20 protein-coding genes are annotated in these 18,130 nt (G+C 74.2%); 9 read left to right on the forward strand and 11 right to left on the reverse strand.

Annotated elements, in window-relative coordinates:
• From amrb99_RS23500 to amrb99_RS23515, 4 genes are all read left to right on the forward strand, one after another.
• Positions 1-887 (forward strand): MFS transporter (locus amrb99_RS23500; protein ID WP_190859628.1); only part of this gene is annotated, 887 nt, incomplete at its 5' end.
• Between the two features lie 152 nt (positions 888-1,039).
• Complete coding sequence (locus amrb99_RS23505) at positions 1,040-1,384, forward strand: NADH-quinone oxidoreductase subunit A (RefSeq protein WP_190859630.1); 345 nt, start codon at positions 1,040-1,042, stop codon at positions 1,382-1,384.
• A 199-nt stretch (positions 1,385-1,583) separates the two neighbouring features.
• On the forward strand, positions 1,584-2,321 hold the full coding sequence (locus tag amrb99_RS23510; RefSeq protein ID WP_241755849.1) for a hypothetical protein: 738 nt from the start codon (positions 1,584-1,586) through the stop codon (positions 2,319-2,321).
• The gene (locus amrb99_RS23515; RefSeq protein ID WP_190859632.1) at positions 2,314-2,550 is read left to right on the forward strand and encodes a hypothetical protein; all 237 of its coding nucleotides are present in this window, start codon (positions 2,314-2,316) and stop codon (positions 2,548-2,550) included. The genes amrb99_RS23510 and amrb99_RS23515 overlap by 8 nt, the downstream gene beginning before the upstream one ends.
• A 13-nt stretch (positions 2,551-2,563) precedes the next feature.
• Here the strand turns inward: amrb99_RS23515 and amrb99_RS23520 are convergent, their stop codons facing one another.
• Positions 2,564-3,499: an NAD(P)-dependent oxidoreductase gene (locus amrb99_RS23520; RefSeq protein ID WP_190859634.1), complete on the reverse strand. Its 936-nt coding sequence runs from the start codon at positions 3,497-3,499 to the stop codon at positions 2,564-2,566.
• A gap of 80 nt (positions 3,500-3,579) precedes the next feature.
• Here amrb99_RS23520 and amrb99_RS23525 point away from each other — a divergent pair, with 80 nt between their 5' ends.
• Positions 3,580-3,990: a MarR family transcriptional regulator gene (locus tag amrb99_RS23525; RefSeq protein WP_190859636.1), complete on the forward strand. Its 411-nt coding sequence runs from the start codon at positions 3,580-3,582 to the stop codon at positions 3,988-3,990.
• Positions 3,991-4,062: 72 nt separating this feature from the next.
• Here the strand turns inward: amrb99_RS23525 and amrb99_RS23530 are convergent, their stop codons facing one another.
• The 6 genes from amrb99_RS23530 to amrb99_RS23555 all read right to left on the reverse strand — a co-directional run bounded on the left by amrb99_RS23530 (position 4,063) and on the right by amrb99_RS23555 (position 8,795).
• Positions 4,063-4,917 (reverse strand): MHYT domain-containing protein, encoded by an 855-nt coding sequence (locus amrb99_RS23530; protein ID WP_190859638.1) that lies wholly within the window; start codon positions 4,915-4,917, stop codon positions 4,063-4,065.
• 86 nt (positions 4,918-5,003) lie between these two features.
• The gene (locus tag amrb99_RS23535) at positions 5,004-5,411 is read right to left on the reverse strand and encodes an NUDIX domain-containing protein (protein ID WP_190859641.1); all 408 of its coding nucleotides are present in this window, start codon (positions 5,409-5,411) and stop codon (positions 5,004-5,006) included.
• A 1-nt stretch (position 5,412) separates the two neighbouring features.
• Entirely contained in the window at positions 5,413-6,162 is a 750-nt protein-coding gene (locus tag amrb99_RS23540) for an amino acid ABC transporter ATP-binding protein (protein WP_190859643.1), read from the reverse strand.
• Entirely contained in the window at positions 6,159-7,031 is an 873-nt protein-coding gene (locus tag amrb99_RS23545; protein ID WP_190859645.1) for an amino acid ABC transporter permease, read from the reverse strand. Before amrb99_RS23545 ends, amrb99_RS23540 begins: the two co-directional genes overlap by 4 nt.
• Before the next feature lie 7 nt (positions 7,032-7,038).
• Entirely contained in the window at positions 7,039-7,914 is an 876-nt protein-coding gene (locus amrb99_RS23550; RefSeq protein ID WP_347256817.1) for an ABC transporter substrate-binding protein, read from the reverse strand.
• A gap of 32 nt (positions 7,915-7,946) precedes the next feature.
• Complete coding sequence (locus amrb99_RS23555; RefSeq protein ID WP_190859649.1) at positions 7,947-8,795, reverse strand: SAM-dependent chlorinase/fluorinase; 849 nt, start codon at positions 8,793-8,795, stop codon at positions 7,947-7,949.
• A gap of 92 nt (positions 8,796-8,887) precedes the next feature.
• Here amrb99_RS23555 and amrb99_RS23560 point away from each other — a divergent pair, with 92 nt between their 5' ends.
• Entirely contained in the window at positions 8,888-9,796 is a 909-nt protein-coding gene (locus tag amrb99_RS23560) for a LysR substrate-binding domain-containing protein (RefSeq protein WP_190859651.1), read from the forward strand.
• A 15-nt stretch (positions 9,797-9,811) separates the two neighbouring features.
• Here amrb99_RS23560 and amrb99_RS23565 read toward each other — a convergent pair whose 3' ends face one another.
• The 3 genes from amrb99_RS23565 to amrb99_RS23575 all read right to left on the reverse strand — a co-directional run bounded on the left by amrb99_RS23565 (position 9,812) and on the right by amrb99_RS23575 (position 14,297).
• Positions 9,812-11,044 (reverse strand): NAD(P)-binding domain-containing protein, encoded by a 1,233-nt coding sequence (locus amrb99_RS23565; RefSeq protein WP_190859653.1) that lies wholly within the window; start codon positions 11,042-11,044, stop codon positions 9,812-9,814.
• A gap of 93 nt (positions 11,045-11,137) precedes the next feature.
• Positions 11,138-11,761 carry a MerR family transcriptional regulator gene (locus tag amrb99_RS23570; protein ID WP_190859655.1) on the reverse strand — a complete coding sequence of 208 codons (624 nt, stop codon included), beginning with the start codon at positions 11,759-11,761 and terminating at the stop codon, positions 11,138-11,140.
• 202 nt (positions 11,762-11,963) lie between these two features.
• Positions 11,964-14,297, reverse strand: a complete 2,334-nt coding sequence (locus amrb99_RS23575; RefSeq protein WP_190859657.1) for a glycoside hydrolase family 3 C-terminal domain-containing protein — start codon at positions 14,295-14,297, stop codon at positions 11,964-11,966.
• Between the two features lie 107 nt (positions 14,298-14,404).
• Here amrb99_RS23575 and amrb99_RS23580 point away from each other — a divergent pair, with 107 nt between their 5' ends.
• Positions 14,405-15,028, forward strand: coding sequence for a TetR family transcriptional regulator (locus tag amrb99_RS23580; protein WP_190859659.1), 624 nt, complete (start codon positions 14,405-14,407; stop codon positions 15,026-15,028).
• 54 nt (positions 15,029-15,082) lie between these two features.
• Here the strand turns inward: amrb99_RS23580 and amrb99_RS23585 are convergent, their stop codons facing one another.
• On the reverse strand, positions 15,083-15,796 hold the full coding sequence (locus amrb99_RS23585) for an IclR family transcriptional regulator (RefSeq protein ID WP_190859661.1): 714 nt from the start codon (positions 15,794-15,796) through the stop codon (positions 15,083-15,085).
• Positions 15,797-15,895: 99 nt separating this feature from the next.
• Here amrb99_RS23585 and leuC point away from each other — a divergent pair, with 99 nt between their 5' ends.
• Together leuC and leuD are read left to right on the forward strand one after the other, a co-directional pair.
• Complete coding sequence (gene leuC / locus amrb99_RS23590) at positions 15,896-17,293, forward strand: 3-isopropylmalate dehydratase large subunit (protein ID WP_190859663.1); 1,398 nt, start codon at positions 15,896-15,898, stop codon at positions 17,291-17,293.
• Positions 17,294-17,306: 13 nt separating this feature from the next.
• Positions 17,307-17,894 carry a 3-isopropylmalate dehydratase small subunit gene (gene leuD / locus amrb99_RS23595; protein WP_190859666.1) on the forward strand — a complete coding sequence of 196 codons (588 nt, stop codon included), beginning with the start codon at positions 17,307-17,309 and terminating at the stop codon, positions 17,892-17,894.
• Positions 17,895-18,130: the final 236 nt, after the last annotated feature.

Consider the following 18,130-nt stretch of genomic DNA (forward strand, 5'->3'; position numbering starts at 1 on the left):
CGCTGGCGACGGTCCCGGCCGTCCTGCCCGCGGTGCCCGGCCGCCGCGCCGGGCTCGACGTCGCCGGGGCCGCGGCGGTCACGGCCGGGCTCGGCCTCGCCGTGTACGCGATCGTCCAGGCGCCGGGGCGCGGCTGGGACGCGCCGGCCACCGTCCTGCAGCTCGGCGGCGCCGTCCTGCTGCTGGCGCTGTTCGTGGCGTGGCAGCGGATCGTGCGCGGCCCGCTGATGCCGCTGTCGGTGTGGCGCACCCCCGGCCTCGCCGGGGCGAACGCGGCGATGGCGCTGCTGGGAGCCGCGTGGATCCCGATGTGGTACTTCCTGAACCTCTACCTGCAGCAGGTGCTGGGGTACGGGGCGTTCCCCAGCGGTGCGGCGCTGCTGCCGATGACCGCGCTGATGATGGTGCTGATGGTCGGCGTCACCGGGCGGCTCATCGCGCGGTTCGGCACGCGCCCGCTCATCGTCACCGGGCTGGTCGTCCTCGCCGCCGGGCTGCTCGTGCTGTCGACGATCGACGCGGACGGCGGCTTCCTCACCGACGTGCTGCCGGGCTCGCTGGTCTCCGCCGTCGGGATGTCGCTGGTGTTCATCCCCGCCACGATGGCCGCGATCGGCGGCGTCGCGCCGGAGCAGGGCGGGCTGGCGTCCGGGATCGTCAACACCACCTACCAGGTGGGGTCGGCGATCGGCCTCGCGGTGATGACCGCCATCGCCACCTCGCAGGGCGCCGGGAGGCCGGGCGACCTGCCCGCGCTCACCGACGGGTTCCAGGCCGCGTTCGTCGGCGCCGCGGTCGTGGCGCTGGCCGGTGCGGGTCTCGCGCTGGTGACGCTGCGCGCGCGCTCGGCGCGGCCGGCGGACGAGAAGGAGAGCGTCGGCGCGTGAGCCGGGCTCAGAGGGGAGCCGTCCGGTCCGGGCGGCTCCCTTCCGCGCGTCCGGGCCCGTCCCGCTTTCCGGCGATTTACCCCCGGGAGGTTTCCTGCGGGCGGTGATCAGGTACACCTCCCGGGAGTGGACGCCGGGAGCGGGGAGGAGCGATGCCGCCGTACGCCGTGGTCCTCTCCGTCCTCGGGCTGGTGGGCGCGGTGATCGCGGCCGTCTACGCGATCTCGTACGCGATGGCGCCGGGGCCGCTGGAGGCCGGGCCCTTCCTGTCGGGCGGGCGGCCCCGCGAGCACGCCTTCTCGCGGTACCACGTCCGCTGGTACGCGGTGACGATGGTGTTCCTCGCCTTCGACATGGAGATGGTCTTCATGTACCCGTGGGCGCTCGTGGTGGCGTCGGTGGGCGCGAAGGCGGTCGTGGAGATGTTCGCCTTCCTGGGGCTGCTGCTGGTCGGGGTGCTGTACGCGTGGCGCGAGGGGGCGCTGCGGTGGGTCTGAGGGAGCGGCTGCGGGGGTTCGCGGAGCGGAGTCCGCGCCCGTTCGTCGTGTCGGCGGCGGACGGGACCGGCGACCGGCTCGCGGTCGAGGCGGGGCTGCGGGAGCGCCGGTGGCGTCCTGCGGTGTCGCCCGCGGAGACGGGCGTGCTGGTGGTCTGCGGCCGGCCCGGCGAGGCGCTCGCCGAGGCGATCGACCTCGTGTGGTCGGCGATGCCGGCCCCCGGGCGAGGATCAGGCCGGACGCGCTCGACGACATCGAACCGGACCGGACGCGGCGGCGCGGCGCGGAACCGCCCGAGGACGCCGGCATGGCCGACCGGGCGGACGACCGGGACGGCCTGCGCCTCGACGTCCTGCACGTCCCGCTCGGCCCCGTGCTGGCGGACTGGCCCGCCGGGCTGCGCCTCGACCTCGCCTTGCAGGGGGACGTCGTGCAGTCGGCCGAGGCCGTCATGGTCGACACGGGCGGCGGACCGTTCTGGGCGGGGCGGGAGGCGGCGCGCCGTCTCGACGGCGCCGCCCGGCTCCTGCGGGTCGCCGGCTGGGACGACGCTGCGCGGCGCGCGGCCGTCCTGCGCGACGGCCTTCTCGACGGCCGAGAGATCGGGCGCGGGTTCGAGGCGTTCGAGCGGACCGTCCGGCGGTCCAGGCTCCTGCGCTGGATGACCAGAGGGATCGGGCACCTCGCGCCGGACGCGGCGGACCGGCACGGCGTGCCCGCGCGGTACGTCGGCGACGTCGCCGACCGCCTGGACGGGTGGCTCCGCGACATCCGGCTCGCCCTCGACGGCGGCGGTACGCCGGTCGACGGCGACGACCGGGACGAGGCGCTCGTGTCCGTGCTGCCCGAGCTGGTGACGGGCGCCGACCTCGCGCAGGCCCGGTTGATCGCGGCGAGCCTGGATCCGGACCTCGGCGCGGTGACCGCCGATGCTTGAGGTGCTGGTGCTCGGTGCGCTCGCGGTCGCGGCGGCGTCGCTGGACGCGGCGCTTGCGGGCGGTCCGGGCCCGTTCCGCGAGGCCGCGCGGCTGCTGGCGATGGAGCGGCGCGTCACACCGCGCGCCGACCGGGCGCTGGCCCGGATCGGCGCGATCGCGCTGCCGGTGGCGGCGGCGCTGCTCTCGCTCGTCCTGGGCGTCGGCGCCGGGGTCGCGCTCACGGCATGATTCCCGTTCTCCGTCAACGACGCGGCGAGCCTTCCGCGCGGCCGCGCAGCCAGGCGACATAGTCGGCCACCGCGCCGTCGAGGTCGTGGGCGGGCGCGAAACCGGTGTCGGCGCGCAGGCGGGTGACGTCGAGGCGGTAGTCCTCGTCGGGGCCGCCCGGGGAGCGCCCTTCGGCCAGCTCGATCGGGGCGTCCGGGACGGCCTTGGCGATCGCCGCCGCGACCTCCGCGTTCGTGGTGACACCGCCGGACCCGACGTTGTAGATGGCGTGGCGCAGCGTCCCGGCCGTCTGGAGGAGGGCGATGGCGCGCCCGCAGTCCGGCGCGTACAGCGCGTCGATGCCGTCGCCGGCGTACGCCTTCCCCGGGTACGGCTCGCCGCGCACCGCCGCGTTGACCAGCCCGGGAAGCGCGAAGAACGGGGACTCGGCGCGCCCGCGCGGACCCCAGACGGCGCCGATCCGCAGGCACACGGCCTCGAACTCCGCGTGCCCCGCGATGGCCGACGCCAGCGCCTCCGCGCTCCGCTTGAACGCGGGGGTCGGGTGCGGGACGCCCGGCGGGAGCGGCGCGTCCTCGCGGAACGGGCTGTCGCGCACCCCGGCGTACACGCCGATCGTGCTGGCGACGCAGACCCGGCGGACGCCCCAGGCGCGCGCGGCCTCGAACGCGTTGAGCAGGCCGGCGGTGTTGGCCCGCATCTCCGCGACCACGTCGGTGCCGCGTAGCGGGGTGCTTGCCAGATGGACGATCCCGGTGACGGCGTACCGGTCGCCGAGCGCGAGGAACGCGTCCCGGTCGGTCATGTCGAGCCGCTCCGCGGCGGCCCCTGCGGGCACGTCCCGAGGCGCCGCCGAGTGCCGGGTGAGCAGGCACGACTCGCCGAGGTCGAGCAGCGCCCGCGCGACGTGCGAGCCGATGAATCCGAGCCCGCCGGTAACGAGGATCACGGGCCCCTCCTTTCGTTAGCGTGCTAATGGAACGCTAGCGGTGAGATCGCTAGCATGCAAACGATTACTAGGATCGGGGCATGGACGACCTGCTCCGGCTCTCCACCCGCGCCCACAAGCTGCTGCGCGCGGCCTCCGACGAGGCGATGAGCGAGCACGGCGTCCGCGTCGGGCAGAACCTGCTGCTGGAGGTGCTCTGGCAGGAGGACGGCCTGACCCCCGGCGAGCTGGCGAACCGGCTCGCCCTCACCACCCCGACCGTCGTCAACACCGCGACCCGGATGGAGGCCGCGGGCCTGGTCACCCGGCGCCGCGACCCGTCCGACGCCCGGCTCGTCCGGCTCTACCTGACCGAGCGCGGCCGCCGGGCCGAGGCGCCGATCCGGGAGGCGCGGCGGCGGCTGGAGGAGCGCGCCACCGCGACCCTCACCGACGACGAGCGCCGCCACCTGCGCAGCGCGCTCGAGAAGATCATCGCCGAGCTGTCCTGACCGGCGCGGGCCGCCGGACGAGCACGCGCCGGGCGAGGGCGCGCCGGGCGAGCACCCGCCGGGCGCGGGCCGTCAGCGGCCGTCGAACCGCTCGCCCGCGGTCCGCGCGCGGGGAGCGTCCGGCGCCGCCGCCGGGCCGCCCTCCTCCGCAACCGCCCGCCGCGCGGCGATGCGCTCCTGGAACTCCGCGTCGGCCCGGATCTCGTCCTCGCTCGGCGCCATCGCGATGATGATCAGCAGCGTGATCGACACCGCCGCGATGCCGCCGATGAGCGGGATCAGGAAGTCGGACGCGGTGGCGCCGTGCGGGGCGGGCATGGCCGGGTCCATGGTGATCCGCATGGCCGCCATGCCGGTGTAGTGCATGCCGGTCACCGCGACGCCCATGATGAGCGCGGCCCCGGCCGTCGCCGGCAGGCCCCGGACGCGCAGGCAGAACCACAGTGCCGCGGTGGCCGCCACCAACGCGATGACGATCGACAGCACGACCAGGCCCGGCCGGTACCCGATGTCCCCGGGCATGTTCATCGCGGCCATCCCGGAGTAGTGCATGCTCACCACGCCGATCCCCATGACCGCGCCGCCCGTGACGATCACGCCCGGCCCGGACCCGCCGAACCCGAGGATGAACAGCCCGACCGCGACGACCGCCACCGCGGTCAGGCAGCTCAGCAGCGTGACCGGCACGTCGTAGCGGATCGGCATGCCCGAGACGCTGAAGCCCAGCATCGCGATGAAGTGCATCACCCAGATCCCGGTGCCGCCGATGGCCAGCGCCGCGAGCGACAGCCAGGACGCGCGCGAGCGCCCGGTGGACGCGCGGGCCCGGGACATGCACAGCAGCCCGAGGAAGGAACCGACGAACGACATCAGGTACGCCGACACGGGCGTGAGCGGCCCGTAGGAGAAATGGTGCACGTGCGCCATGCGGTTCCCCGGAAAGTGAAGAGATCTCGGATCCAGCCAGGATCCTAACCGCGTCCTTCCGGAGATTGGTGTGATTCCGGAGACCTTCAGCGAAGCAGGCCGTGGTCCAATGCCAGGTCGAGCGCCGCCCGGGCCGCCGGCGCGAGCAGGCCCCGGTCGGCCGGCGCGAGGTAGAGGTACTCGTCGACCTCGCCGGACGCCGCGATCTCGCCGCGGTGCGCCGCGGTGAAGCACGCCATCCGGGCGTGCGTGTAGTCCGGCTGGTCGTGCGCCGGCGCGCGGATCACCCCCAGCTCGCGGAACGACGCCCGGTCCAGCTCGACGTCCAGTTCCTCCCGGACCTCCCGGGACAGCGCCGTCCAGTCGTCCTCGCCCGGCTCCCGCTTGCCGCCGGGAAGGTACAGCAGGTCACGGCCCCGCGACCGGACCGCCAGCAGCCGCCCGTCCACCACCCGCACCCACGCCACCACGTCCAGATCCGCCACGCCCGCCATCCTAGATACGCCGGGATTCGAGCACGCGGCGGAGGAACTCACGGGTGCGCGGCTCGGCCGGCTCCTCGAAGATCTGCTCGGCCGGGCCGCGCTCCAGCAGCACGCCGTCGTGCAGGAAGCAGACCGTGTCGGCGATGTCCCGAGCGAACCCCATCTCATGGGTGGCCAGGATCATCGTCATCCCGGACTCCTTCAGCTCCCGGATGATCCCCATCACCTCGGTGACCAGCTCCGGGTCGAGCGCGGAGGTCACCTCGTCCAGCAGCAGCAGGCTCGGCCGCGTCGCCATCGCCCGGATGATCGCGACGCGCTGCTGCTGGCCGCCCGACAGCCGGTCCGGGTACTCGCGGGCCTTGTCGGCGAGGCCGAACCGCTTCAGCAGCGCGTGCGCCTGCTCGGCGGCCTCCGCCTTCGGCCGCTTGTGGACGCGGACGGGCGCCAGCGTGATGTTGTCCAGCACCGACATGTGCGGGAACAGGTTGTAGGACTGGAACACCATCCCGATCCGCTTGCGGACCTCGTCGGGGTCGGCGTCCGGGTCGGTGATGTCGTCGCCCTCCAGGAGGATCGCGCCGTCGTCCACCGTCTCCAGCACGTTCACGCAGCGCAGCAGCGTCGACTTGCCCGACCCGGACGCGCCGATGAGGCAGACGACCTCGTGCGGCGCGACGTCCAGGTCGACGCCGCGCAGCACCGGATGCGCGTGGTAGGTCTTCCAGACGCCTTCGACGCGCAGCAGCGGTCCGCTCATGTGCCGCCTCCCGGGGCGCGGCGGCGCTCGGCGCGCGCCGCGAGGTGGTCGGTGAACCGGGCCATCGGCACCGTCAGCGCGACGAACAGCACCGCCGTGGCCAGGTACGGGGTGTAGTTGAAGTTCGTCGCCGAGTGGATCTGCGCCTGCCGCAGCGCCTCCAGCGGGCCGAGCACGGCGACGAGCGCGGTGTCCTTCTGCAGCGAGGCGAAGTCGTTCAGCAGCGGCGGGACGACGCGCCGCACCGCCTGCGGCAGCACCACGAACCGCAGGCTCTGGGTCTTGCTGAGCCCGAGCGACCGGGCCGCCGCGCGCTGGCTCGGGTGGATCGAGTCGATGCCCGCGCGGAACACCTCCGCGACGTACGCGCCGTACGACAGGACGAGCGCGAACCCGCCCAGCACCGCCGGGCTGTCCGGAACGCCCTGGAGCCGCAGCGCGGGCAGCCCGAACCCGACCAGGTACACCAGCAGGATCGTCGGGATGCCGCGGAACACGTCGGTGTAGGCGACGGCCAGGGCCCGCAGGGGGAAGAACAGCGGGTTGCGCAGCCCGCGCGCGAGCGCGACGAGCAGGCCGAGCACCAGGATCACCGGCTCGGCGATCAGGAAGATCCGCACGTTCAGCCAGAAGCCGCGCAGCACGTCCGGGAACGCGCCGGTGAACTCGCCCCAGTTGAAGAACGTCTCGTGCACGCGCGGCCAGCCGGGCGACGTCACCACCACGGCGACGACGACCGCGACGCACAGCACGGTCGACGCGGCGGCGACCGAGCCGGACCGGACGCCGGCACGCCGGCGGCGCCGCTCCCGGTCCAGCTGCCGCTCGCTCTTGACCCAGGCGGTCTCGCCGCCGGCCCGCACCGTCATCGCAGGGTCACTTCAGGACGGGCGCGCCGGCCGACGAGGTCAGCCATTGCTGCTGGATCTTCGCCAGCTCGCCCGACGACCTGAGCTGCCCGACCGCCTGGTTCAGGCAGCCCACGAGCGTGCTGCCCTTCTCCATCAGCAGCCCGAAGTGCTCGGTGCTGCCGCCCTCGGTCTGCGGGAGCTGGCCCACGATCTTCGAGCCGTCGATCTGCGCGGCGGTGACGTAGAACGCGGTCGGCAGGTCGACCAGCAGCAGGTCGACCTGCTTGTTCTTGAGCGCGTTCACCGCGTCGATCTGGGTGTTGAAGATCTTCGGCTGGCTGTCCGGCTTGATCTGGTTCTGCACCGCCTGGAGGGCGGTCGTCCCGACCTGGACGGCGATCCGGGCCTTCTTCAGCTCCGCGATGCTCGCCGCGTTCGCGAACTCGCCGTTCTTGAGCGCGACGACGCCCTGCTGCACGTCGTAGTAGCCGTCGCTGAACGTCACGGCCTTCTCGCGGGCCGGGGTGGCGGAGATCTGGTTGATGTCGAAGTCGAAGTTCTTCGGCCCCGGCGCGTAGGACGACTCGAACGACTGCGTCGTCCAGGCGACCTGGTCCTTGGTGAAGCCGAGCTTGCCGGCGACCGCGTACGCGACGGCGCTCTCGAAGCCCTGCCCGTTGGACGGGTCGTCGTTCTTGAACCAGGGCTCGAACGCCGGCTTGTCGGTCGCGACGGTCAGCTTGCCGGGCGTCTTGAGCGGCAGCTTGTCCTTGGTGCAGGAGGCGGGGCTCTTGCTCGCCGAGGCGTCGGAGCCGCCGTCGTCCTGCGGGGCGCAGGCGGTGACGGCGAGGGTGAGCGCGGCGACGCCGGTCAGGGCGGCCACGAGGGGGCGGCGGGTCACGGGGGTGCCTCCAGCGGTGCGGTGTCGCATGATCAAGAATGCGGGGTGGTGGGGCGCGGGGCGGCGGCGCGCAGGGTGACGGTGCGCGCGCCGGCCAGACCGAGGACGTCCGCGGCCCGGCCCTGGTTGACGGCGAGGCCGAGCCAGCCCGAGGAATCGATCCACAGCAGCGGCTCGCCGACGGCGACGCTGCCGAAGGTCCGCTCGAACGGGACGAGGGCGGTGCGGGACGCCCCGTCTGGAACGCTCCATTCCACTTCGAGGGGGGTGCCGGGCTCCAGCGCGCCGAACGCGGCGGCGAGATCGTCGCGCTCCGCGCCCAGCACCAGGCTGCCGAACCGGTCGGTGTACAGCACCGGGGCGGTCAGCTCGCCGTCGCGGGCGACCGGCGCCGGCAGGTCCAGCGGCACCGGCTCGACCGGCGCGCCGAGGTCGGCGACGTCCACGCCGGCCGCGACGTGCGCGGCGGCGGGGGAGAAGATGTCGCGCCCGTGGAACGACGTCGAGACCTCCGTCAGCCGGTACGCCGGGTTCTCCAGCGCGTGCGCCCGGACGATCCCGCCGAGCGCCTCGGCCGCCGGCACCAGCAGCCCGTTGTCCGGGCCGACCAGTACGTCGCCGCGTCCGGTCTCGACCGCCAGCGGGCGGCGCGGCGTCCCGACCCCCGGGTCCACGATGCCCGTGTGCGCGCCCACCGGCAGGTACGGCAGCGCCTGTCGCAGCAGCATCGCGCCCTCCACCACGTCGAACGGCGTGATCTCGTCGCTGAGCACCAGGACGTTCGCCTCGGGCGCGATGGTGTGCACGACGCCGGCGCAGATCGAGGTGTAGGCGGCGCCGAAGTCCGTGGCGATGCTGACGAAGGGGCGGCTTCCGGACATGGGCGACCTCGGTGGGACCTGCGGGGATGCGGAGAGGAGAGCAGCAGCCTACCAAGCCGATTTCATGGCCGAACCGGCGCTAACCTCCGGGGATGCGCGCCGAATCGCTCGATCCGCTCCTGCTGCGGACCTTCGTCGCCGTCGCCGACCTCGGCTCGTTCACCGCGGCCGCGGCGGCGGGCGGCTACACCCAGTCGGCGGTGTCCCGGCAGGTCGCCGCGCTGGAGGACGTCTGCGGCGTCGAGCTGTTCGCGCGCGGCGCCCGCGGCGTGCGGCCGACGCCCGCCGGCGAGCACCTCCTGCCGCACGCCCGCGCCCTGCTCGACCGGCTCGCCGACACCGTCCAGGCCATGGAGGGGCTGCGCCGCCTCGACACCGGGACGCTGCGGCTCGGCGCGTTCCCCACCGCGAACGCGGCATTGGTCCCGCGCGCGCTCGCCCGGTTCCGCGACCGGCATCCCGGCGTGCGCGCCACGCTGCGCGAGGGCGTCACCGACCGGCTCCTCGCGATGCTGGACGGCGGCGACCTCGACCTCGCCGTGGTCAGCACGCACACCGTCCCCGCGCTGCCCGCCGGCGACCTGGTGCCGCTGCTGGACGACGCGCTGCTCGTCGCGCTGCCGTCCGGGCACCCGCTCGCCGCGCGCCGCCGCGTCCCGCTGGACGCCCTGGCCGGCGAGGCGTGGATCGTCGCCGACGCCCCCGAGGCGGTCGCGGCGCTGCGCGCCCGCTGCGAGCCCGCCGGGTTCGAGCCGCGCACCCCGCTGCGGGTCGCCGAATGGATCTCCAAGCTGGGCCTGGTCGCGGCCGGGTTCGGCGTCACCCTCGTGCCCGCGCTCGCGGCGGCAGCGGCGGCGCGCGACGGCGTCGTGCTGCGGCCGCTCGCCCCCGAGCAGCCCACCCGCGCCGTCCGCGCCGCGGTCGGCCGGCACGCCCGCAGGTCCCCGGCGGTCACCGCGTTCCTGGACGACCTGCGGGCCGTCGCCGCCGAGCTGGGCTAGCACGGCCCGGCCGGGTCAGGGGATCGCGGCGACCACCTCGACCTCCAGCAGGGCGTCCGGGTGGAACAGCCGGGCGACCTCGACGGTCGTGCTGGTGGGCGCGGCGCCGGGGAAGAACCGCCGCCGCACGGCCCCGTACTCGGCGACCCGGCCGAGATCGGTGACGAACGTCCGGACGTTCACCACGTCCGCGAACCCGGCCCCGTGCGCCGCGAGGATCCGCTCCAGCAGCGAGAAGATCACCTCGGACTGCCGGGCCATGTCGCCGGGCGCGTCCACCTTCCCGTCCTCGGTGAGCGCGATCTGCCCCGACACGTACAGCATCGGACCGGCCGTCACGTGCGCGGCGTGCGAGTAGAAGGGGTTCGGCGGCGGTGGGACGGTGGCGGGGTCGCCGAATGTGACGCGCATGGGGGAGTCCTTCCGTGTCCGATCCGCGAGTGCGATGAGGTCGTGCGGCCCGAGGCCGTCCGCCAGCGCGGCGGACGCGCGGGCGCGCGCGGCGGCGAGGACGCCCCCGGTGGGCGCTCCCGGGACGTCCAGCGCGAGATCGAGGTCCTTGGCGGCGAGCGCGACCGTGAAGCGCGGCGCCGCGCCGGGCACCGCGTCCTTCAGCCGCCGCGCCTGCGCGCTCGTGCGGGACAGCACGTCCAGCACGAGGTCGCGGTCGAGGCCCAGGCGGCCGGCGAGCGCGAGCGCCTCGCCGAGCACGGCGAAGTTCGCGACCAGCATGCCGTTCGCGACGAGCTTCAGCGCGGCGCCGGACCCGGGCGGGCCCGCGTGCCGGACCCGTCCGAGCGCCTCCAGCGCCCCGGTGCACCGGGCGAGGTCGTCATCCGTGCCGCCGACCAGCACTTCCAGCTCGCCCGCCTCCGCCTGCGGGACGCTGCCCACCACGGGCGCGTCGACGTGGCCGACACCGTCCGGCAGCCGTTCGCGCACGCGGCGCGCGGCGTCCGGCCCGATCGTCGACGTGTCGGCGACGACGGCTCCGGGCTCCAGCACGGTCGCGGCCCCGTCGGGGCCGAACAGCACGTCCTCGACGGCGTCCGCGTCGGTGAGCATGGTGATGACGACCTCGCGGCCGGCGGCGGCCCGCGCGGGGGAGGCGGCGAGCGCCGCACCGAGGTCGGCGGGCACCCTGCTCGCGGTCCGGTTCCACACCGCCACGTCGTGGCCTGCGGCGATCAGCCGTCCGGCCATCGGGGCGCCCATGCGCCCCAGTCCGAGAAAAGCGATTCGTGTCATGGTGCGACCGACGCTAGGCGCCGCCGAGCCATGCCACCAGCGCAGGTTTCGCAGACCGGCCATGCGTGAGCCGCATGGCTTGCGCAGGCCGCCTCAGCCGAAGCGGCGGGCCGAGGCGTTCTCCTGGGCCAGCCGGTGCAGGGCCGTCAGGACCTGCTCGTACAGCACGGTGGAGACGAGCAGGGTGTGGACGGTCCGGGCGCGCGGCGCCCCGTCGGCCACCCGGCCGATCTCGTGGTCGGCGACCTCGGCGGCGGCCTTCACGTAGGGCCGCAGGTCGGTGAGGGTGATCGGGAAGCCGAGCCGGCGCAGCGCGACGAAGGTGTGCGCGAGCAGGTCGCGGGCGGGGGAGCGGTCGCCGACCGTCCAGCCGAGCTCGCGGACGAGCGCGTCGACGTCCTGCCGCGCGGCGCGCCAGTGCGGGTCGTACGGCGCGGCGACGTGCGGTCCGATGGCGTACTGGGCGGTGCCGAACAGCTCATGCAGGCCGACCCGCTCGTCCTCGATCGCCTCGACGATCCGCTGGATCGCCGCGACCGGCAGGTCGCCGACCTCGCGCAGCGCGCTGATCAGCCGCAGCCGCTCCAGGTGCCGGTGGTCGTACTCGGCGCGGGTCGCGCTGACCGTCGAGCCCTTCGGGAGGAGCCCCTCCCGGATGTAGAACTTGATCGTCTGGACCGTCAGGCCGCTGCGATCGCTGAGCTCGGAGATCTGCACCGCGCACCTCCCTGTCCGGAGCACAACGCTATCCAGGGCGTGCGGGCCGATACCGGCACTCTTCAAAGGTGGCCCGAGATGCGGTGCTTTGTCGGACCATGCGCGGAGACGCTCCGGCCGGGACGCCGGGACGCCGGGACGCCGGGACGCCGGGACGCCGGGGGGGGCGGGGCGGGCATCGGGCGCCGCCCCGCCCCCGGCGTCAGGCGGTCAGCCGCAGATCGGCGACGGACCGTCCGGCGCGCACCGCGCACCCGCCGGGCAGCCGCTCGTCCAGCGGGACCCGGACGGTCACCCGCTCGCCCGCCGCGGCCTCGGCGACCGCGAACCCGGCGAGCCGGAGGGGCAGCCCGTCCGGCGCGGCGTACACCTGGACGACCTCGCGCCCCGGCCGGTCGCCGGCGTTGCGGACCGTCACCTCCGTCACCCCGTCCGCCACCGCCAGCGACTCGTACTCCCAGTCCGTGTAGCCCAGGCCGTGCCCGAACGGGTACGCGACCTGCTCGGGCGCGTAGTGCAGGTAGCCGATCGCGGCGCCCTCCGCGTACGGCAGCGACCCGTCCTCGCCGGGAACCGGCGACAGGATCCCGTCCTCCGACACCGGGAACGTCGTGGGGAGCCGCCCGCCCGGCTCGGCCGCGCCGGTGAGGACGTCGGCGATGGCGTCGCCGCCCTCCTGGCCCGGCAGCCACGCCCACAGCACCGCCGCGACCTCGTCCCGCCACGGCATCAGCACGGGCGCGCCCGCGTTCACCACCACCACCGTGCGCGGGTTGGCGGCGGCGACGGCGGACACCAGCTCGTCCTGGCGGCCGGGCAGCGCCAGCGTCGTCCGGTCGAAGCCCTCGCTCTCCACGTCGTCGTTCGTGCCGACGATCACGACCGCCGCGTCGGCGGCGCGGGCGGCCTCGACAGCCGCCGCCAGCTCCTCGTCCTCGGGCAGGTGCGGCTCGTGGTACCCGATGCCGAACGCCGTCAGGAACGATCCGGCCTTGTAGGCGCGCCGCAGCTCCACCGGGACGGCCCGCCCGGCCGCGAGCTCCACCTCGACGCGGTGCTCCGGCGGACGCATCATCGCCTCGACCGGGTCGCCGCCGTCCAGGGCCAGGTTCACCGTCGCCGTCGTGTCCGCGACCCGCACCTCGTACTCGCCGACGCCCGCGACCGCGAACGTGTGGACGCCGTCCGCCGCAGGCGTCACCCGGGCGCGGACGACGATCTGCGCCGTCCCCTCCGGGACGCCCTCGAAGAACATGAAGCGGGCCGCCCCGCGGTGCTCGGAGTCGACGATGGCGCCGTCCGCGTCGACGAACTCCAGCCGCACGCCCGGCTCGCCCGTCTCCGGGTCGGCCGCCATGTCCAGCGGCAGCGCCGCCAGCCGCTCGTGCGGGTAGACGCCCGCGCGCACGGTCAGCTCGGTGTCGGCGCCGAGCGCGCGGCGCAGGCCGTCCACCGGCGAGACGACGTGCTCGGGGTTCACGTGCGCGCTGCCTCCGCCCTGCGCGCTGAACCGCACCGCGTTCGGGCCGATCAGCGCCAGCCTGCGGGGCACGTTCAGCGGGAGCACGCCGCCCTCGTTGCGCAGCAGCACGCACGCGCGCGCCGCGAGCGCGCGCAGCTGGGCGGGCGCGTCGGGAGGCGTCGTCACGGGCGCCGGCTCGGGGAACCCGTCCAGCGCGCCGACCCGCGCGGCCAGCCGCAGGATCCGCAGCACCTTGTCGTCGACCAGCTCCTCGGCCACCTCGCCGTCGCGGACGGCCGCGACGAGCCTGTCCCGCCAGGCGTTGCCAGGCATCCCCGGCATCTCCAGGTCCATGCCGGCGTTCGCGCTCGCCGCGGTCGACCGGATCGCCGTCCAGTCCGACATCAGCACGCCTTCGAACCCCCAGCGCTCCTTCAGCACGCCGGTCAGCAGCGCGCGGTTCTCCGTCATCGTCGTGCCGTTGACCTTGTTGTAGGCGGCCATCACCGCCCACGCGCCGGCCTTCACCGCGTCCTCGAACGGGCGCATGTACACCGCGTCCAGGGTCGCGTCGTCGATCCGGGCGTCGTACGACATCCGGGCGGTCTCGGAGTCGTTGCCGACGAAGTGCTTCACGGTCGCCGCGACCCCGGCCGACTGCACGCCCTTCACGAACCCGACGCCGATCCGCGCGGTGAGCAGCGGATCCTCGGAGTAGTTCTCGAAATGCCGGCCGCCGAGCGGGGTCCGGTGCAGGTTGATCGTCGGCGCGAGCTGGACGTGCACGCCCTTGTCCCTGGCCTGGGCGCCGTTCAGCCGGCCCGCGCGCTCGGCCAGCGCCGGGTCCCACGTCGCGGCGAGCGCCGTCGGGCTCGGGAACAGCAGGCTCGTGCTCCGCTCGTCCCAGGCCGTGCCGCGGACGCCGCTCGGGCCGTCCGACAGCACCACCTTCCGCAGCCCGATGCCCGGGATCGGGCGCAGCGACCAGAAGTCGGCCCCGCTCAGCAGATGGACCTTCTCCTCGAGCGTCAGCTGGGCGAGCCGCTCGCGCAGGCCGGACTCGTCGACGGACATCGAACCTCCTCCTGTATCCGAACGCCGCCCACCCTATTTTCCGATACCGAGTACTCGGTAGGTTTGTTATTCGTACGTTATTTCTGGTCTGCGTAGAGTGAGGTGGCGTGAGGACCGGCACGGATCGGCGGCGCGGCTACGCCGCGGGCGACGCCAGGCGCGAGCGCATCCTGCACATCGCGACCCAGGAGTTCGCCGAACACGGCTACCGCGGCACGTCGCTGGCCCGGGTCGCCGAACGCGCCGGGCTGTCCCAGCCCGGCCTGCTGCACCACTTCCGCACCAAGGAGCAGCTGCTGGTCGCCGTCCTCGAACTGCGCGACCGGCGGGACATGGAGCGGTTCTTCGCCGGCGACGAGGGCGCCGGCGGCCTCGACCTGCTGACCGCGCTGGTCCGGGTCGTGGAGCACAACAGCCGCACGCCCGAGCTCGTCCGGCTCTTCGTGGTGCTGACGAGCGAGGCCGTCACCGCCGGCCACCCCGCACGGGACTGGGCCCGCGCCCGCTACGCGCGCCTGCGCGCCTGGGTCGCCGACGCCCTCCGCCGCGCCGCCGACGCCGGCGAGCTGCGCGCCGGCCTCGACGCCGACGCCACCGCCGCCCGGATCATCGCCATCATGGACGGCCTCCAGACCCAGTGGCTCCTCGACCCGGACCGCATCGACATGCCCGCCCTCTTCCGGGCCCACGTCGACGACCTTCTGGAGACCCTCCGTCCCCACAAGGCTTGAACCCGAGCCGCCGATCACGGGACAGCCCGGGGTATGGGGGAGTCCCCCGGGGGGTCAGCTCCTGCGCATGCCTTCGCTGATCTTCTCGGCGGCGGCGACGACGGGGGCGGCGTGGAGGCGGCCGGGGGAGCGGGTGAGGCGTTCGAGGGGGCCGGAGACGGAGACGGCGGCGATGACGCGGCCGCCGGCGCCGCGGATGGGGGCGGAGACCGAGCCGACGCCCTGCTCGCGCTCGCCGACGGACTGGGCCCAGCCGCGGCGGCGGACGGACGCGAGCGTGGTCGCCTCGAACTTGGCGCCGCGCAGGCCGCGGTGCATCCGGTCCGGCTCCTCCCAGGCCAGCAGGATCTGGGCGGCGGACCCGGCGGTCATGGGGAGGGCGGCGCCGACGGGGATGGTGTCGCGCAGGCCGCTGGTGCGCTCGGCGGCGGCGACGCAGACGCGGACGTCGCCCTGGCGGCGGAAGAGGGAGGCGCTCTCGCCGGTGTGGTCGCGCAGCTGGGCGAGGATGGGCTGCGCGATGGCGAGGAGGCGGTCCTCGCCGGCGGCGACGGCCAGCTCGGCGAGCCGGGGGCCGAGGATGAACCGGCCCTGGGTGTCGCGGTGGACGAGGCGGTGGTGCTCCAGCGCGACGGCGAGCCGGTGGGCCGTGGGGCGGGCGAGACCGGTGGTCTGCACGAGCTGCGCGAGCGAGGCGGGACCGGCTTCGAGCGCGTTCAGCACGAGAACCGCTTTGTCAAGTACGCCGACTCCGCTAGAGTTGTCCATGTCTTGATATTGCCGTCTCGTAATTTGAGATGCAAATCAGCCGGACCGGACCTCGGCGCGACGGCGCGCCGGACGATCATGACAGGTGAGGTGGGTGTGATGGGCCGTACATTGGCCGAGAAGGTGTACGACGCGCACGTCGTACGGCGTGCCGAGGGTGAGCCCGACCTCCTCTACATCGACCTGCACCTGGTCCACGAGGTCACCAGCCCCCAGGCGTTCGACGGACTGCGGATGGCCGGCCGCCAGGTCCGCCGCCCCGACCTGACGATCGCCACCGAGGACCACAACGTCCCGACCACGGACCTGCTCAAGCCGATCGCCGACCCCGTGTCGCGCACCCAGGTCGAGACGCTCCGCAAGAACTGCTCCGACTTCGGCGTCCGCCTGCACCCGATGGGCGACGACGGCCAGGGCATCGTGCACGTCATCGGCCCGCAGCTGGGCCTGACCCAGCCCGGCATGACCGTGGTGTGCGGCGACTCGCACACCTCCACGCACGGCGCGTTCGGCGCGCTCGCGTTCGGCATCGGCACCAGCGAGGTCGAGCACGTCCTCGCCACGCAGACCCTGCCGCAGATCCAGCCGAAGACGATGGCCGTCACCGTGAACGGCGACCTGCCCGAGGGCGTCACCGCCAAGGACCTGATCCTGGCGATCATCGCCCGGATCGGCACCGGCGGCGGCCAGGGCCACATCATCGAGTACCGCGGCGACGCGATCCGCTCCCTGTCGATGGAAGGCCGCATGACGGTCTGCAACATGTCCATCGAGGCCGGCGCCCGCGCCGGGATGATCGCCCCCGACGAGACCACGTTCGCCTACCTCAAGGGCCGCCCGAACGCCCCGCAGGGCGAGGACTGGGACAAGGCCGTCGAGTACTGGACCTCCCTGCGCACCGACGACGACGCGGTCTTCGACAAGGAGGTCGTGATCGACGCGGCCGAGCTGACCCCGTTCGTCACCTGGGGCACCAACCCCGGCCAGGGCCTGCCGCTCGGCGAGTCCGTGCCCGACCCCGCGACCATCGACGACCCGGTCAAGCGGCAGAACGCCGAGCGCGCCCTGGAGTACATGGGCCTCACCGCCGGGACGCCGCTCCGCGACATCGCCGTCGACACCGTCTTCGTCGGCTCCTGCACCAACGGCCGCATCGAGGACCTCCGCGCCGTCGCGGGCGTGCTGAAGGGCCGCAAGGTCGCCGACGGCGTCCGGATGCTGGTCGTGCCCGGCTCCATGAAGGTCAAGAAGCAGGCCGAGGAGGAGGGCCTCGACCAGGTCATCTCCGCCTCCGGCGCCGAATGGCGCGAGGCCGGCTGCTCGATGTGCCTGGCGATGAACCCCGACAAGCTCACCCCCGGCGAGCGCAGCGCCTCCACGTCCAACCGCAACTTCGAGGGCCGGCAGGGCCCCGGCGGCCGCACCCACCTCGTGTCGCCCGCCGTCGCCGCCGCCACCGCCGTCACCGGCCGCCTGGCCGCTCCCGCCGACCTCTGAGGAGACCCGAGCCATGGAAGCCTTCACCACCTACACCGGACGCGCCGTCCCGCTGCGGCGCAGCAACGTCGACACCGACCAGATCATCCCCGCCGTCTGGCTCAAGCAGGTCAGCCGCACCGGATTCGACAAGGGCCTGTTCTCCGCCTGGCGCGAGGACCCCGACTTCGTGCTGAACCAGCCGCAGTACCAGGGCGCCGGTATCCTCGTCGCCGGCCCCGACTTTGGCACCGGCTCCTCCCGCGAGCACGCCGTCTGGGCCCTCCAGCAGTACGGGTTCCGCGTCGTGATCGCGCCGCGCTTCGGCGACATCTTCCGCAACAACTCCACCAAGATGGGGCTGCTGCCGGTCGTCCTCACCGGCGAGCAGGTCGAGGCCCTGCAGAGCGCCGCCGAGAAGGACCCCGCCCTGGAGATCACCGTCGACCTCGAGAAGCGCGAGGTCCGCTGGGGCGCCGACACCGCCGCCTTCGAGATCGACGACTACACCCGCTGGCGGCTCATGGAGGGCCTCGACGACATCGGCCTGACCCTCCGCCACGGCGATGCCATCAACGACTACGAGGCCGCCCGGCCGACCTGGCTGCCGGTCACGGTGTAGCCCAGGGGGGACGACCCCCCTGGAACCCCCCGTCACGACGGACGGGCTGTTTCGCCACTCCGCTAGCGCTCCGCGGCGAAACAGCCCGTCCGTCGTCGGGCATGCCCGCTCCGCTCGCTGCGCTCGCTCCGCGTGCCTGCCCGTGATCGTGGCTGGGCTTCAAACCCCCGGCCGGGCTTCAAACCCCCCTGCTGGGCTTCGAACCTTCGGGCTGGGCTTCGAACCTTCGGGCTGGG

The organism is Actinomadura sp. RB99, assembly GCF_014706005.1.
Taxonomy (GTDB): domain Bacteria; phylum Actinomycetota; class Actinomycetes; order Streptosporangiales; family Streptosporangiaceae; genus Spirillospora.

Bases quoted from the DNA above. Each gene is read 5' to 3' on its own strand.
- amrb99_RS23560 (WP_190859651.1), top strand. From the start codon at position 8,888: ATGCGCGCCGAATCGCTCGATCCGCTCCTGCTGCGGACCTTCGTCGCC.
- amrb99_RS23505 (WP_190859630.1), top strand. From the start codon at position 1,040: ATGCCGCCGTACGCCGTGGTCCTCTCCGTCCTCGGGCTGGTGGGCGCG.
- amrb99_RS23535 (WP_190859641.1), bottom strand. From the start codon at position 5,411: ATGGCGGGCGTGGCGGATCTGGACGTGGTGGCGTGGGTGCGGGTGGTG.
- leuC (WP_190859663.1), top strand. From the start codon at position 15,896: ATGGGCCGTACATTGGCCGAGAAGGTGTACGACGCGCACGTCGTACGG.
- amrb99_RS23545 (WP_190859645.1), bottom strand. From the start codon at position 7,031: ATGACGGTGCGGGCCGGCGGCGAGACCGCCTGGGTCAAGAGCGAGCGG.
- amrb99_RS23555 (WP_190859649.1), bottom strand. From the start codon at position 8,795: ATGTCCGGAAGCCGCCCCTTCGTCAGCATCGCCACGGACTTCGGCGCC.
- amrb99_RS23540 (WP_190859643.1), bottom strand. From the start codon at position 6,162: ATGAGCGGACCGCTGCTGCGCGTCGAAGGCGTCTGGAAGACCTACCAC.
- amrb99_RS23530 (WP_190859638.1), bottom strand. From the start codon at position 4,917: ATGGCGCACGTGCACCATTTCTCCTACGGGCCGCTCACGCCCGTGTCG.
- amrb99_RS23565 (WP_190859653.1), bottom strand. From the start codon at position 11,044: ATGACACGAATCGCTTTTCTCGGACTGGGGCGCATGGGCGCCCCGATG.
- amrb99_RS23585 (WP_190859661.1), bottom strand. From the start codon at position 15,796: ATGGACAACTCTAGCGGAGTCGGCGTACTTGACAAAGCGGTTCTCGTG.
- amrb99_RS23575 (WP_190859657.1), bottom strand. From the start codon at position 14,297: ATGTCCGTCGACGAGTCCGGCCTGCGCGAGCGGCTCGCCCAGCTGACG.
- amrb99_RS23515 (WP_190859632.1), top strand. From the start codon at position 2,314: ATGCTTGAGGTGCTGGTGCTCGGTGCGCTCGCGGTCGCGGCGGCGTCG.
- amrb99_RS23525 (WP_190859636.1), top strand. From the start codon at position 3,580: ATGGACGACCTGCTCCGGCTCTCCACCCGCGCCCACAAGCTGCTGCGC.
- leuD (WP_190859666.1), top strand. From the start codon at position 17,307: ATGGAAGCCTTCACCACCTACACCGGACGCGCCGTCCCGCTGCGGCGC.